This window comes from Streptomyces toxytricini (assembly GCF_014649915.1).
Classification (GTDB): domain Bacteria; phylum Actinomycetota; class Actinomycetes; order Streptomycetales; family Streptomycetaceae; genus Streptomyces; species Streptomyces toxytricini.
Genome location: NZ_BMTY01000005.1, coordinates 132,592 through 146,116 on the forward strand (window position 1 = coordinate 132,592; position 13,525 = coordinate 146,116).

Consider the following 13,525-nt stretch of genomic DNA (forward strand, 5'->3'; position numbering starts at 1 on the left):
CGGTCTGCGCCATCGAGGTTTTGCCACATGTCACTCGACTCCTTCACCGACTCCGTCGACGAGGCCGTCAGCGGTTTCTTCGAGCCCATCGCCAAGTGGCTCGGCGAGGTCGTCTTCTACTCCGTCCCGGTCGCCGGCACGGAGCTGCCGCTGATCGTCGCCTGGCTGGTCGTCGCCGGTGTCGTCTTCACGGCCTGGTTCGGCGGCGTGCAGATACGCAAGTTCCGCCTCGCGGTGAACGTCGTCCGCGGCAAGTACGACGAGAAGGGGTCGGCCGGCGAGGTCAACCACTTCCAGGCGCTGACCGCCGCGGTGTCCGGCACGGTCGGCCTCGGCAACATCGCCGGTGTCGCCGTCGCCGTCTCCATCGGCGGCCCCGGCGCCACGTTCTGGATGATCCTCTGCGGCCTCCTCGGCATGGCGACGAAGTTCGTCGAGGTGACCCTCGGTGTGAAGTACCGCGAGGTGCACGCCGACGGATCCGTCTCCGGCGGCCCGATGCACTACCTGCCCAAGGGGCTCGCCGACCGCTTCGGCGCCCGCGGCAAGACCTTCGGCAAGGTGCTCGCCGTCCTCGCCTCCGCGTTCGTGCTGTTCTTCGGCCTCTTCGGCGGCAACCTGTTCCAGGTCAACCAGTCCTACGCGCAGCTGGTCTCCGTCACCGGCGGCGAGTCCGGCATGCTCGGCTCCTCGGCGGGCGCGCTGTTCTTCGGCATCCTGATCGCCGCCCTCGTCGGCATCGTGCTCCTCGGCGGCATCCGCTCCATCGCCTCGGTCACGAGCAAGCTCGTCCCGGCCATGGCCGGCATCTACATCGCCGCCTGCCTCGTCGTCATCGCCGTCAACGTGACGGCCGTGCCCGCCGCGATCTCCACGATCATCGAGGGCGCCTTCAACCCGGAGGGCGTCGCCGGCGGTGTCCTCGGTGCGCTGATCATCGGCTTCAAGCGGGCCGCGTTCTCCAACGAGGCCGGTCTCGGCTCCGCCCCGATCGCGCACTCCGCGGTCAAGACCAAGCACCCCGCCTCCGAGGGCCTGGTCGCCCTGCTGGAACCGTTCATCGACACCGTGATCATCTGCACGATGACCGCGCTGACGATCGTGATCGCCAACCCGGCCAGCTGGGGCGAGGCCCGCAAGGGCGAGTCCATCGGCGGCGTCACCATCACCTCCGACGCCTTCGCGACCGTCCTGCCCTGGTTCCCGTACATCCTGACCATCGCGGTCATGCTGTTCGCCATCTCCACGGTGCTGACCTGGGGCTACTACTGCATGAAGGCCTGGACGCACCTGTTCGGCCGCAGCAAGGCCAGCGAGCTCACCTTCAAGGTCATGTACACGCTCGTCGCGGTGGCCGGTTCGCTGCTGACCCTGCAGACCCTGATCGACATGGCCGACGCGGTCCTGTTCATGCTCGCCGTCATCAACATCATCGGCCTGTACCTGCTGGCCCCCGTCGTCAAGCGGGAGCTCAACTCCTTCCTCGACTTCGTCCGCCGCCGCGACGCCGGCCTCGACACGGACGAGGACGGCGCTACCACCGACCAGGAGCCGGAGAAGACCACCGTCTGACCGCATCCCCGCGGCCCGGCTCCTTCGAGGGCCCGTACCCATCCTCGCGCCTTGGAGGGGTACGGGCCCTCTCCCCTGCCCGGACCGCCACCCACTGCCGCCCTCGCTGCCCTCACTGCCATCGCTGCCCTCACTGCCATTGCTGCACGTCAAAGCCCCCCTGGCGACATCCCGCCCGTCCCGATAGGGTGTGAGGAACGCGTCAAGACGCCCTCCTGCCCGAGGGCCGACGCGGGGTGTGCCGGGAAGTCTGGTCGGCGTCCTCGGGGCCGTGTGCCCTGCTACTGCCGACGCCCGGAGGTTCTCCCGCCATGACCGCTGCCCCGCCGCCCGAGCGCTCCCCGTTCCTCGGCCTCCTGCCGTGGCCGGAGCGCCGCGCCGTCGCCGAGGCCCTGCGCACCGAGACCGTCGGCGGGCTCGTGCTCCTGGCCGCCGCGGTCATCGCGCTCGTCTGGGCCAACAGCCCCCTCGGGGACCTGTACACGCAGGTCCGGGACTTCCACTTCGGCATCCCCGCGCTCGGCCTCGACCTCTCCGTCGGGCACTGGACCGCCGACGGCCTCCTCGCCGTCTTCTTCCTCGTCGCCGGCATCGAGCTCAAGCGGGAACTCGTCGTCGGGGAACTCCGCACTCCGGCCACCGCCGCGCTGCCGGTCGTCGCCGCCCTGTGCGGCATGGCCGTGCCCGCCGCCCTGTACGCGCTCACCGCGGGCCTCGGCGGCGGCAGCCTCGACGGCTGGGCCGTGCCCATGGCCACCGACATCGCGTTCGCGCTGGCCGTCCTCGCCGTCATCTCCACGCACCTGCCCGCCGCGCTGCGGGCGTTCCTCCTGACCCTCGCCGTCGTCGACGACCTCGGCGCCATCCTCGTCATCGCGATCTTCTTCACCGCCGAACTGAACTTCTGGGCCCTCGGCGGCGCCTTCGCCGGGCTCGCCGTCTTCTACGTGCTCCAGCGGTTCCGGGTGCGCGGCTGGTGGTGGTACGTCCCGCTCGGGCTCGCGACCTGGGCCCTGATGTACAACAGCGGCGTCCACGCCACCGTCGCGGGCGTCGCCATGGGCCTGATCCTGCGCACGACCACCGACAAGGGCGAGGACGCCTCCCCCGGGTCGCGGGTGGCCCACCTCGTCCACCCGTTCTCCGCCGGTGTGGCCGTGCCGCTGTTCGCGCTGTTCGCCGCGGGGGTCAGCATTTCGGGGGCGGCTCTCGCGGACGTGTTCACCCGGCCCGAACCGCTCGGCGTCGTGGTGGGCCTCGTCGTCGGCAAGATCCTGGGCGTGTTCGGCGGGACCTACCTCGCCGCCCGCTTCACCCGCGCACGCCTCAACCCCGACCTCGCCTGGGCCGACGTCTTCGGCCTCTCCGTCCTCGCCGGGATCGGCTTCACCGTCTCCCTCCTCATCGGCGAACTGGCCTTCCCCGGTCAGGCCGTCACCGAGCAGATCAAGGCCGCCGTCCTCATCGGCTCCGCGCTCTCCGCAGTCCTCGCCGCACTGATGCTGCGCCGCCGCAACACGGTGTACAGGCGCCTCTACGAGGAGGAGACGCTCGACGCCGACGCCGACGGCATCCCGGACATCTACCAGCGCGAAGCCGCCTCACCCCAGTAGCCGCCGCGGGCGAGCGGTCCTGTTCCGGCGAAGCGCTGGTCCGTGGGGGCGGTGTCGGCGGGTCGGCGCGCGGGGTGGGGTGGCGCGGCGCACGCTGGGAGGCGCGGTCCGGCAGGGAAGGCCGTCGATCAGGTGGAGTGAGGAAATCCGGGCCTGGCGCGGTGCGGGTCCGGACGTCGTGGTGGAGGAGTGCCGGTGGATCGTTACCCGCCCATCGCCGAGCATGGTCTGATCGGCGACCTGCAGACCGCGGCGCTGGTGTCGTCGCGCGGGGAGATCGACTGGTGGTGCACGCCCCGGTTCGACTCCCCGAGCGTGTTCGCCTCGCTGCTGGACGCCGATCGGGGCGGGCACTGCCGGCTGTCCGCGGACGTCGAGGGGGTCACGGTCCGGCAGCTCTACCTGTCGGACACGGCCGTCCTGGTGACCCGGTACATGGCACCGGGCGGGGTCGGGGAAGTCGCCGACTTCATGCTGCCGCTCGACTCCGCCGCCGCCACCGACCGGCACCGGATCGTCCGGGTCGTCCGGGTCGTGCGGGGCAGCCTGCCGTTCACGCTCGTCTGCCGGCCGCGCTTCGACTACGCGCGCGCCGCCCACACCCTGCGCCGGGTCGACGACCGTACGGCGGTCCTCGCGGGTCCCGGCACCGACCTGCAGGTGCAGGCCACCGAAGGCATCGCGCTGGCGGAGGACGGGCAGGACGTCACCGCGTCGTTCACCCTGGAGGCGGGCCAGACCGCGGCCGTGGTGCTGACCAGCACGGGGGCGGGCGCCGAACTGTCCGCCGCCCCGAATGTGGACGGCATCGCCGCCGAGTTGGAGGCGTGCCGCACCTACTGGCTGTCATGGCTGCGGAAGTGCACGTACCGCGGGCGCTGGCAGGACATGGTCCACCGGTCGGCGATCACCCTGAAGCTGCTCACCTACGCCCCGACCGGAGCGCCGATCGCGGCGGCCACCATGGGCCTGCCGGAGCAGGTCGGAGGCGAGCGGAATTGGGACTACCGCTACACGTGGGTCCGGGACGCCTCGCTGTCGGTCGGGGCGCTGATCGACCTCGGGTTCGTCGAGGAGGCGCACGCTTTCCGCGCGTGGCTGCGCGACCGGTTGGAGGCGGGCGGCACCGCGTCCGGTGAGCCGTTGCAGATCATGTACCGGGTCGACGGCGAGCCGCACCTGACCGAGGAGGTCCTGGACCACCTGGAGGGCTACCGCGGTTCGGCGCCCGTACGGGCCGGGAACGCGGCCGCCGACCAGATCCAGCTCGACATCTACGGCGAGGCCGCGGACGCGCTGGCGCAGACCGGGGACATCGGCAACATCCGCGGCTGGAAGACGTTCAGCGATCTCCTGGACTGGCTCGCCGACCACTGGGACCGCCCCGACGAGGGCATCTGGGAGACCCGCGGCGGCCGGCAGGACTTCACGTACAGCCGGCTCATGACGTGGGTCGCCTTCGACCGGGGCATCCGCCTGGCGCGCGCACACTCCCGGCCCGCCGACACCGCCCGCTGGACCGAGGCCCGCGACACGGTCTTCCGGCAGATCGTCGACCGCGGCTGGAACACGGAACGGCAGGCGTTCGTCCAGCACTACGACACCCACGTCCTGGACGCGTCGCTGCTGCTCATGCCCCGGGTGGGGTTCCTCTCGCCCCGCGACCCGGCATGGCTGAGCACACGCTCGCCGCCATGGACGGCGAACTCGTCAGCGACAGCCTGGTCTACCGCTACGACCCGGAGGCGTCCCCGGACGGGCTGCGCGGCTCGGAGGGCACCTTCAACCTGTGCAGCTTCCTGTACGTGGAGGCGCTCGCCCGCGCCGGGAAGCTGCACCAGGCGCGCTATGCGTTCGACAAGATGCTCACGTACGCGAACCACGTCGGGCTGTTCGCCGAGGAGATCGGCCCGTCGGGCGAGCAGCTCGGGAACTTCCCGCAGGCCTTCACCCACTTGGCGCTGGTCGCGGCCGCGATGGCGTTGGACGAGCAGCTGCAACAGGCTTCGGATACCGGCGCGGGCGGGGCCGGCGCCGGTGCGGGCGTGCACGGCGGTGTCGATGGCTGAGGCGCCCTCCCCCGCCGCCCGGCCCGCACCCGCCTCGCGGACCGTGCTGACCGCCCTGGCGCTCGCGCAGTTCATCTGCAGCTTCGCCGGCTCCAACATGAACGTGATGATCACGGACATCAGCGAGGACCTCGACACGACCGTCCAGGGCGTGCAGACCGCGATCACCGTGTTCCTGCTGGTCATGGCCGCGCTGATGATCCCCGGCGGCAAGCTCACCGACCGCTACGGCCGCAAGCGCTGCTTCATGGCGGGCCTGCTCGTGTACGCCGTCGGCGCGCTGCTGAGCGCGGCCGCGCCCGGGCTGGGCGTCCTCATCCTCGGCAACTCGATCCTCGAAGGCATCGGCACGGCCCTGCTGATCCCGCCCGTCTACATCCTGACGACGCTGCTCCACCCCGATCTGACGTCCCGCGCCCGGGCGTTCGGCGTGATCATGGCGCTCGGCGGGGTCGGGGCGGCCGCCGGGCCGCTGATCGGCGGGCTCATCACCACCGCCCTCAGCTGGCGTGCGGCGTTCGTGTTCCAGGCCCTGGTCATCGCCGTGATCCTGCTGCTGGCCCGCCGGATCGACGACCCCCTGCCGCCGGACCCGACGCGGCCCTTCGACGTCCGGGGCACGGTCCTCTCCGCGGCCGGCCTGATCCTCCTGGTTATGGGGATCCTGGCCGCCGACGACAACCTGTGGCTGATGCTCGCCCTGCTGGTGCTCGGCGCGCTCGTCCTGCTGTGGTTCTTCCGGTCGGTGGCGGCGAAGGAGCGGCGTGGGGAGGAGCCTCTGCTGTCGCTGGGCCTGTTCCGCAACCGCACCTCCAACCTCGGCCTGGTCACGCAGAACGTGCAGTGGCTGATGCTGATGGGGACGTCGTTCGTGGTGGCGACCTACCTCCAGGTCGTCCGCGGCCACGACGCCATCGAGACCGGCGTCATCTTCACGTCGGCCACCGTCGGCCTGCTCGTGTCGTCGCTGGCCGCGGAGCGCCTGGCGAAGCGTTGGCCGCAGCGGACGCTGATCCTGGCCGGGTTCGCGCTCACGATCGCCGGGATCCCCGTACTGATCCTGCTGGCGCGTGCCTTCACCGACCCGTGGGCGTTCGCTCCGGGGCTGCTGCTGATCGGCCTGGGGCTCGGCGCGATGCTCACGCCGTCGGTGAACGTCGTCCAGTCCAGCTTCCCCGAGGCGCAGCAGGGCGAGATCTCCGGACTCTCGCGCAGCGTCTCGAACCTCGGTTCGTCGCTGGGCACGGCCATCGCGGGCACGATCCTCGTCGCCGGGCTGAGCAGCAGCGCGTACGCGGCCGCCATGGCGGCCCTGGGCGTCATCGGGCTCGCCGGCCTCGCCGCGGCGGCGATGCTGGCGCGGGGGCGGGCGTAGCGGGGCGGCCGGACGGGTCAGACCCGGTCGAGGGGGCGGTGCGGGCCGGCGGGCAGCTGGGCCTCGATCGGGTCGCCGGGGCGGACGACGCCGCCTTCCTTCACGATGCCCATGATTCCGGCTTTGCGGATGACGGTGCCGTCCGCGTCGCGGCCGACGACGTGCTTCAGCAGGCCGTCCTGGAAGTGGTCGATCTGCAGGCAGGGGTTGCGGAGGCCGGTGACCTGCAGGACTGCGGAGTCGCCGATCCGCAGGAGCGTGCCGGCCGGGAGGCCGAGCAGGTCGATGCCGCTCGTGGTGATGTTCTCGCCGAGGTCGCCGGGGGTCACTTCGTGGCCTTCGCCGGCGAGCTCGGCGAAGAGCTCCTCGTGGATGAGGTGGACCTGGCGGAGGTTCGGCCGGGTGGGGTCCCGCGCGAGGCGCGAGCGGTGCTTGACCGTCACCCCGGCGTGGACGTCGCCCTCCACGCCGAGGCCGGTGAGCAGGGTGATGGCGTCCCGGTTCGGCTTGGTGAACGAGTACGTTGCGTTGCTGCTGACCGCCGTCACTCTCCCGCGCATGTCCGGAACCCCCCGTCGTCGGTGGACGTGACCGGTCACGAGCCTAATGCCGGGCCGGGGGTCACGGCAGGCGGGGCGGTGTCCAGGTGTGGTGGCGGAGGATCATGCGGGTCGAGGCGCGGGAGGGGGTCAGGCGCATCGCCGTGTTCCGCAGGGCTACCGCCACGGGGTGGGAGAGCTGCCGGCCCATCCTCCCGGCCTGGCGGGCGGCCCGCGCGACGGCCTGGCTGCGCGGGCGGCGCTCGGCGTCGTAGCGGGTGAGCGCGGCGTCGGCGTCGGGGGTGGCGGCGAGTGCGGCGGCCAGGGTGACCGCGTCCTCCAGCGCCTGGCAGGCGCCCTGTCCGAGGTGGGGGGTCATGGCGTGTGCCGCGTCGCCGAGGAGGGCGATCCGTCCGACGGCGTACGACGGGAGGGGGGTGAGGAGTTCGGCCACGTCGTGGTGGAGGACGGCTTCGGGGCGGGTCGCGGCGAGGAGGGCGGGGATCGGGTCGTGCCAGTCGTGGAAGCGGCGGCGCAGTTCGGCCAGGGGGTCGGCGAACCGGGTGGCGGGCGGGAGGCCGAGGACGGCGTGCCACTCGGCCCGCCCGTCCGGGAAGGCGATGTGCCCGAATTCGGCGCCGCGCCCCCAGGTCAGCTCGAAGTCCGTGGCCAGGCCGACGGGATGGTCGGTGATGGCGCGCAGGACGGTCGATCCGCTGTGGACGGGACCGGGGTGGTCCGGGAAGAGGCGGCCGCGGATGCTGCTGCCGATGCCGTCGGCGGCGATCACCAGGTCGGCGTGCAGGGTGGTGTCCCCGCAGTCGACCCGGACCAGGTCGGGGGCGGTCTGTTCGACCGAGGCCGCCCGGACGCCGGTCAGCAGCGCCCCGGCGGGCAGGGCGGCGCGCAGCAGGCGGTGCAGGGTGGAGCGGGGGATGCCCATGATCGGCGAGCCGACCGCCTTCTCCAGGGCCGCGCCGTCCATCCGGGACAGCCGGCGGCCGCGGGGGGTGCGGGTGCCGCCGGTGTACTGGCCGCGGGAGGCGGCGCGCACCGCCTGGCCGAGGCCGATCTCGTCCAGGGCGCGCAGGCCGTTGGCGGCGAGGGAGATGCCGGCGCCGGCGTCCTCGAGGGTGGCCGCGCGTTCGAGGACGGTGACGTCCCATCCGATGCGGCGCAGGCCGATCGCGGCGGCGAGCCCGCCGATGCCTCCTCCGACCACCACTGCCGTGCCGACCACGTCGCACCCTCCCGGCCTTCTACACCTGTAGAAGAGAAACTTATCCGAGCATCTACAGGTGTAGAAAGGGGTATGGCTTCCACGGTTTCGGATCGGCGCACTGTTCTTGCGGACTCGGCCATCGGCGTACTCGCCGAGGAGGGGATCCGCGGTCTGACCCACCGGGCCGTCGACCGCAGGGCGGGGATGCCGCCCGGGACGACGTCGGCGTACTTCCGGACCCGGGCCGCCCTGCTCACGGCGCTCGTCACGCGCCTGGTCCGGCTCGACCAAGCCGAATTGCAGGCGGCGGCCGAGGGACTGCCGCCGCTGCGCGGTGTCGAGGACCTGGTGGGCGGCATGGAGCTGCTCGCGCGGCAGCGGCTCAGCGGTGAGGGCCGCCGCCGCTCGCTCGCGCGGTACGCCTGCGCCGTCGAGAGCGTGCGCGATCCGGAGCTGCGCGAGATCCTCACGCCGCGCGACAACGCCGGCCGCGAGGCCGTCCGGCAGTTTCTCGCCGCGCGGGGCGTCGAGGACGTCGAGGACCGCACGCACACGCTGCTGACCTGCCTCGACGGGCTCGTCTTCGACGCGCTGGTCAGCGGCGGCGACGTGCGGCGCGAGGCGCTGGAAGGCCTGGTCGCGGCCGCGTTGCGTTAGCGCGCGGCGCCGGCCGGCCCGCTCTGGCGCCGCCACAGGCTGACGCTCCACACGTCCCCGTGGCCCGCGTGGTAGCCCCTCTTCTCGTCGGCGTCGTCCACGACGAGCACGGAGACGCCGGACGCCTCCGCCCGGTACTCCCGAAAGCCGCCCTGGCCGGTGGGGGTGAGCGCCGGGGCCTGCGGGATGCGGGAGAGTGCAGCCCGTACGTCGGCCCAGGCGGTGTACCGGTCGAACGCGACCCCGGTGCCGACGGCCCACCGCGCCGCCTGGTCGGGGGCGTTGGCGAGGCGGTGCAGCTCGAGGGAACCGCCGGACACCACCCACTCGTCCCCCGGGTTGAAGTACAGCTCGACGAACCCGTAGTCGCGGCGCAGCGAGGCGCCGCCTTCGCCGACGACGTCGACGCGGCGGTGCGGCAGGGCCCGGTCCACCTCGGCGAGGGTCGAGCCGATGCCGATGCCGTGCAGGCGGCCGGTCGTGATGAAGGAGGCCAGGAAGGCGGTGCCGGCCACGGCCGGTCCTCCCGTCTTTCGGGTAGGTGGATCGTAGGCGGATCACTCCCGGCCACCGTCGGGAGTGCAGAGGTGATCCTTGCAGCCCGCCTGGCCTCGGCCCTCCGCGGGGGCGGTGTTGGCCGCCCTCGGTCGGGTTTCGGCCATCTGCGGGCGGCGATCGGTGGAGTGGAAGATTCCGGCATTACGGTCGATTCCGTTCCTGCTGGCGGGGCTGATCGCGCTGCTTCCCGCGGTGCTGTGGGCCAACGGCACCGGCCGCGCCGCATCACCGGCAGAGCACACCGCCGTGCGGGCCGTGCACCGGTGGGACGCCGTGCTCGCCGTCGGGCTCGCCGGGGCGGCCCTCGCCGTCAGCGGTCTCGCTTACGTCGTGGGCTTCACCGGCATCGCGGGCGCCGTCGGCCGCAACACCGCCGTCTACCTGGGCATCGCCCTGCTCCTCACCCCGGTCGTCGGCCACCGCGTCGCGGCACCGCTGACCGCGGCCTACCCGCTGGTCTGCGCCGGCGTCGGGGGGCGGGCGGACGGCGGGGCCGAACCGTGGGCGCTCGTCCTGCACCGCCCGGACTCGGCCCCGGCGCTCGCCGCGGGCGTCGCGGTCCTGGCCGCGGGAGGTGCTTTCGCCTTGGCGACGCCGCCGGCTGCGGGTGGTGTGCGGTGGCTGAGGACCGTTGCGGCTCAGTTCCGCCTGTAGGCGGTCACCCGGCGGATGTGCGCCGCCCGCGCGTTCACCCTGGCTCGGAAGCGCTCGGCCTCGACGGACACGGCGATCGGGGAGACGCCGCCCGCGCCCAGCGTGATGCGGCCGACGGGATCGCAGCCACGGGCCGCTTCGAACGCGCCTTCCGCGCCGAGGAGCCGGAGCTCCACCCGGACGGCGTCGAAGCCGGACGGACTCCACACGCCGGGAGGGCCGGCCGGGTGGACCGGGATGTCGAACCGGATCAGCAGCTCGGGCTCGGGCCCCGCCTGCCACGTGAACTCCCGCACGGTGACACCGTCAAGCTCCGGCACCGGCTGCCCGCCCAACACCTCGCGGACCGGACCCGGATCGGCGACGAAGCCGAGCCAGCCGGGGGCCTGCACGGGGGTCTCCCTCGCGGGCGGCTCCGGCGGTGGGGCCTCCTCGGGGCGCGGCGGCCTGACCCGGCCGGCACGCCGCCGCTCGCTCGCGCCGAAGGCGCGGTAATTCTCGCGGGCCTCCCGGAGCGTGACGCGGTTGGGGCCGCCGACGTACCGGTCGGGATCCCGGTAGTCCCCGCCGTCGTCCTGCCATCCGCAGACGGGGCAGATCTCGTGGTGCCCGCGGACTTCGACGGTCAGGCTCCGGCAGACGATGCACGGGAACGCGTCCCCGGTCACTGCTGCTCCCCTTCCGGCCGATCGGCCTCGCGGCCGCTCCGCGGCGCCCTCGCCCGCCGATCCGGGCCGGATCCCTCCGCCTCGCGGAACCCGAGTGCCCGCCCCGCGGCCACGGAGATGCGCAGCAACCGCTCGCGGTCCGGGGCGGGTACGGAGAACCCGTTGCCCTCGGCGAAGGAGAGGAACGCCGCCGGGAGCGCCAGGTTGTAGGCGTCCACGTACCGGGCCAGGTCGGCGCGCCACACGAAGCGGCCGTCGGACAGCAGCGAGGACCCTCCGGGCACCGTGAACCGCCCCTCCAGGACGTCCCGCGTGCTCTCCATGACGTCGAAAACCGGATGGCCCGCCATGAAGTACCCCGTGACCTCCGCCTTCGGGTACGCGGTCCCGCTCCTCACCTGGTCCCGCAGCGAGCTGCGGAAGACGTCCCGCGGCGCGGACTGCAGCTCGCGGTAGAAGCCGATCAGTTCCACACCGGCCGCCTTCCGGCCGGCCTCCTGCGGGTCAGGAGAAGACGCCGATCAGGAGTTGGATCGTGAACATGGCGACCATGCAGAAGCCGACCGCGGCCAGGAGCCACTGGGCTGCGCCGCGGGGGCTGTCGAAGCGGGTGAAGTAGCCGCCGAGGCCGGCGAGGCCCAGGAGGGCGCCGCCCCAGAAGGCCGGGCCGTCGTGCCATTTCGCCAGTACGGCTATGGCTGCCAGCAGGAGGGCGAGTGCGGTCAGTTGGCCGCGCGTGGTGATGGTGTGCGTTGTGTCCCCCGAGTGAGTCATGGCCGAATCCTACTGACCGCGCAGGTGAACGGGGCGGCCTCCGTTTCTCGCGGCGGGTGTCAGTCCCCGACGGGCGGCGTGGGCGGGGCGTCCGGGCGGGCGGCCGCGCGTTGGGCGCCGAGGAGGTAGCCCGCCTGGAAGCGGCTCTTCACGCCGAGGCGGTCCATGATCTCGGCGATGTGGCGGCGGCAGGTGCGGACGGACATGCCCATGCGGGTGGCGATGGACTGGTCGGTCAGGCCCTCGCTCAGCAGCAGTGTGATTCGCTGCTTCAGCTGCTCGGAGATGTCCGCGACGTCCCGGTTGTTCCACTCCAGCGGGAACGGTGTGGCGCTGACCCACCACAGTTCGAAGGTGCTCAGGATGAAGTGGACCAGGTTCGGCTCGCGGACGATGATCGCGGCGCCCGGATCGTCCTCCACTCCGATGACGGCCACTTTGCGGTCGAACACCAGCAACCGGACGAAGCGGTCGTCGAGCGTGCGCACCTCGGCCCCGCGCTGGGAGACCCGTTCCACGTACTCGCGCGTGCCCTGGCTGAAACGGGCCGTGTGCTGGTAGAGGGTGCGCATGCTGACGCCCCGCTCCAGCATCGCCTCGTCCCGGGCGATGGCCTCCTGGAGGACCTCGGCCCTGCGCCCGCCGCCGGGCTGGGAGGTGAGGACCTCCGTCTCGCACCGGGCGGCAAGTTCGGCGATGGCCGCCCGCGTGGCGCTCAGTGCGGCGACGAACTCCACACCCTCGCGGCCTGCGCCGGGGGCGGGCCGTTCCTCGTAGATGCGGCTGTACTCCAGAAGTTGCCCGCGGAGGGTCTCGACGGCCGTGCGCTGCGCGCGGATGGCGCGCTCCATCGGGGCGATCACGCGCTCGGCGGCGGATTCGGGCTCCACGGCGACGTAGGCGGACGGCCGCCCGGCGTCTTCGCGCAGCAGGCCCAGCGTGGTCAGTTCCGTGCAGGCCCGCTCGGCTTCGGCCGGACAGATGCCCAGGCCGGCCGCGACGTCCTCCGAGGTGACGGAGGGCCGGCGCAGTGCGTGGCGGTAGGCGGCGCGCATGACGTCCGAGGGGTGCGGGGCGTCAGTTGCGTCCGTTTGGCGTGGGTTCACGTAGGTACATCCAGTGCTCATCATGCGGACATGCACGTTGATGATCCACCATTCGCAAAGATTCGGCCGTGATGGTTTGGAAGAGTGAGGGGCGTGCCAGGGGGCGCAGGGGGATGCCGGTGAGGTTTCCCCCGAAGAACTGCTGTTAAGGAACGCAATGAGGCACTTCACCGCCGTTGTCCGGAACACCTGCGTGCTCGCCGCCGCCGCTGCCGTCCTCATGGGCGCGGCCGGTACGGCGGCCGCCGGCCTCGTCCGGCCGACCGCCGCACAGGCGGCCGACGGCGTCTCCGACACCGGCTGGGGAGCACCGCGCACCAAGAACCTGGCAGCACGCACCGACACCGGCTGGGGAGCACCGCGCACCAAGAACCTGGCAGCACGCATCGACACCGGCTGGGGAGCGCCCGGGCGCGACGCCTGAGGCGGCGCCCGCCGGACGGGCCCCAGGAAGAGATCAGGAGCAACCATGAGCAACCCCTTCGAGGACGCCGACGGCACCTACCTCGTGCTGGTCAACTCGGAGAACCAGCACTCGCTGTGGCCGTCGTTCGTCACCGTGCCCGAGGGCTGGACCGCGGTCTTCGGGGAGGGCCGGCGCGAGGAGTGCCTGGCCTACATCGAGCAGAACTGGACCGACATGCGGCCGACCAGCCTCGTCGAGGCCATGGAGGGCTCGGCGGGTCTCTGACCCGGCCCCGCCGGATCCCGCCGCCTC

13 protein-coding genes and 2 pseudogenes are annotated in these 13,525 nt (G+C 72.6%); 8 read left to right on the forward strand and 7 right to left on the reverse strand.

Annotated features, from left to right (window positions below; translation table 11 throughout):
• Window positions 1–27: 27 nt before the first annotated feature.
• From IE170_RS08080 to IE170_RS08095, 4 genes and pseudogenes are all read left to right on the forward strand, one after another.
• Window positions 28–1,572, forward strand: a complete 1,545-nt coding sequence (locus tag IE170_RS08080) for an alanine/glycine:cation symporter family protein (protein ID WP_189808607.1) — start codon at window positions 28–30, stop codon at window positions 1,570–1,572.
• A gap of 311 nt (window positions 1,573–1,883) precedes the next feature.
• Window positions 1,884–3,185: a Na+/H+ antiporter NhaA gene (gene nhaA / locus IE170_RS08085; protein ID WP_189808608.1), complete on the forward strand. Its 1,302-nt coding sequence runs from the start codon at window positions 1,884–1,886 to the stop codon at window positions 3,183–3,185.
• A gap of 195 nt (window positions 3,186–3,380) precedes the next feature.
• Window positions 3,381–5,254: pseudogene (locus IE170_RS08090) on the forward strand (glycoside hydrolase family 15 protein).
• A gap of 67 nt (window positions 5,255–5,321) precedes the next feature.
• A pseudogene (locus IE170_RS08095) lies at window positions 5,322–6,629 on the forward strand (MFS transporter); the annotation flags it as partial.
• 17 nt (window positions 6,630–6,646) lie between these two features.
• On the opposite strand, the gene IE170_RS08100 reads toward IE170_RS08095, so the two are convergent.
• Window positions 6,647–7,189, reverse strand: a complete 543-nt coding sequence (locus IE170_RS08100) for an MOSC domain-containing protein (RefSeq protein ID WP_189808610.1) — start codon at window positions 7,187–7,189, stop codon at window positions 6,647–6,649.
• 61 nt (window positions 7,190–7,250) lie between these two features.
• Window positions 7,251–8,408, reverse strand: a complete 1,158-nt coding sequence (locus IE170_RS08105) for an FAD-dependent monooxygenase (protein WP_189808611.1) — start codon at window positions 8,406–8,408, stop codon at window positions 7,251–7,253.
• Between the two features lie 72 nt (window positions 8,409–8,480).
• Here IE170_RS08105 and IE170_RS08110 point away from each other — a divergent pair, with 72 nt between their 5' ends.
• A complete protein-coding gene (locus IE170_RS08110; protein ID WP_189808612.1) occupies window positions 8,481–9,047 on the forward strand; it encodes a TetR/AcrR family transcriptional regulator in 567 nt (188 codons plus the stop codon).
• Here the strand turns inward: IE170_RS08110 and IE170_RS08115 are convergent.
• The gene (locus IE170_RS08115; protein ID WP_189808613.1) at window positions 9,044–9,562 is read right to left on the reverse strand and encodes a hypothetical protein; all 519 of its coding nucleotides are present in this window, start codon (window positions 9,560–9,562) and stop codon (window positions 9,044–9,046) included. The two genes, IE170_RS08110 and IE170_RS08115, sit on opposite strands and share 4 nt — an antisense overlap.
• Before the next feature lie 163 nt (window positions 9,563–9,725).
• On the opposite strand from IE170_RS08115, the gene IE170_RS08120 reads away from it, so the two are divergent.
• Window positions 9,726–10,259 carry a hypothetical protein gene (locus IE170_RS08120; protein ID WP_189808614.1) on the forward strand — a complete coding sequence of 178 codons (534 nt, stop codon included), beginning with the start codon at window positions 9,726–9,728 and terminating at the stop codon, window positions 10,257–10,259.
• Here the strand turns inward: IE170_RS08120 and IE170_RS08125 are convergent.
• Genes IE170_RS08125 through IE170_RS08140 form a run of 4 tightly spaced genes read right to left on the reverse strand, consistent with a single transcriptional unit; the run spans window position 10,244 to window position 12,756 of the window.
• Window positions 10,244–10,927: a CPCC family cysteine-rich protein gene (locus IE170_RS08125; RefSeq protein ID WP_189808615.1), complete on the reverse strand. Its 684-nt coding sequence runs from the start codon at window positions 10,925–10,927 to the stop codon at window positions 10,244–10,246. The two genes, IE170_RS08120 and IE170_RS08125, sit on opposite strands and share 16 nt — an antisense overlap.
• Window positions 10,924–11,400 carry a hypothetical protein gene (locus tag IE170_RS08130; RefSeq protein WP_189808616.1) on the reverse strand — a complete coding sequence of 159 codons (477 nt, stop codon included), beginning with the start codon at window positions 11,398–11,400 and terminating at the stop codon, window positions 10,924–10,926. The genes IE170_RS08125 and IE170_RS08130 overlap by 4 nt, the downstream gene beginning before the upstream one ends.
• Before the next feature lie 31 nt (window positions 11,401–11,431).
• Complete coding sequence (locus tag IE170_RS08135; protein WP_189808617.1) at window positions 11,432–11,701, reverse strand: hypothetical protein; 270 nt, start codon at window positions 11,699–11,701, stop codon at window positions 11,432–11,434.
• Between the two features lie 59 nt (window positions 11,702–11,760).
• The gene (locus tag IE170_RS08140; protein ID WP_189808618.1) at window positions 11,761–12,756 is read right to left on the reverse strand and encodes a helix-turn-helix domain-containing protein; all 996 of its coding nucleotides are present in this window, start codon (window positions 12,754–12,756) and stop codon (window positions 11,761–11,763) included.
• Between the two features lie 208 nt (window positions 12,757–12,964).
• On the opposite strand from IE170_RS08140, the gene IE170_RS08145 reads away from it, so the two are divergent.
• Window positions 12,965–13,231, forward strand: coding sequence for a hypothetical protein (locus tag IE170_RS08145; protein ID WP_189808619.1), 267 nt, complete (start codon window positions 12,965–12,967; stop codon window positions 13,229–13,231).
• Window positions 13,232–13,276: 45 nt separating this feature from the next.
• Window positions 13,277–13,498, forward strand: coding sequence for an MbtH family protein (locus IE170_RS08150; protein WP_189808620.1), 222 nt, complete (start codon window positions 13,277–13,279; stop codon window positions 13,496–13,498).
• Window positions 13,499–13,525 lie beyond the last annotated feature (27 nt).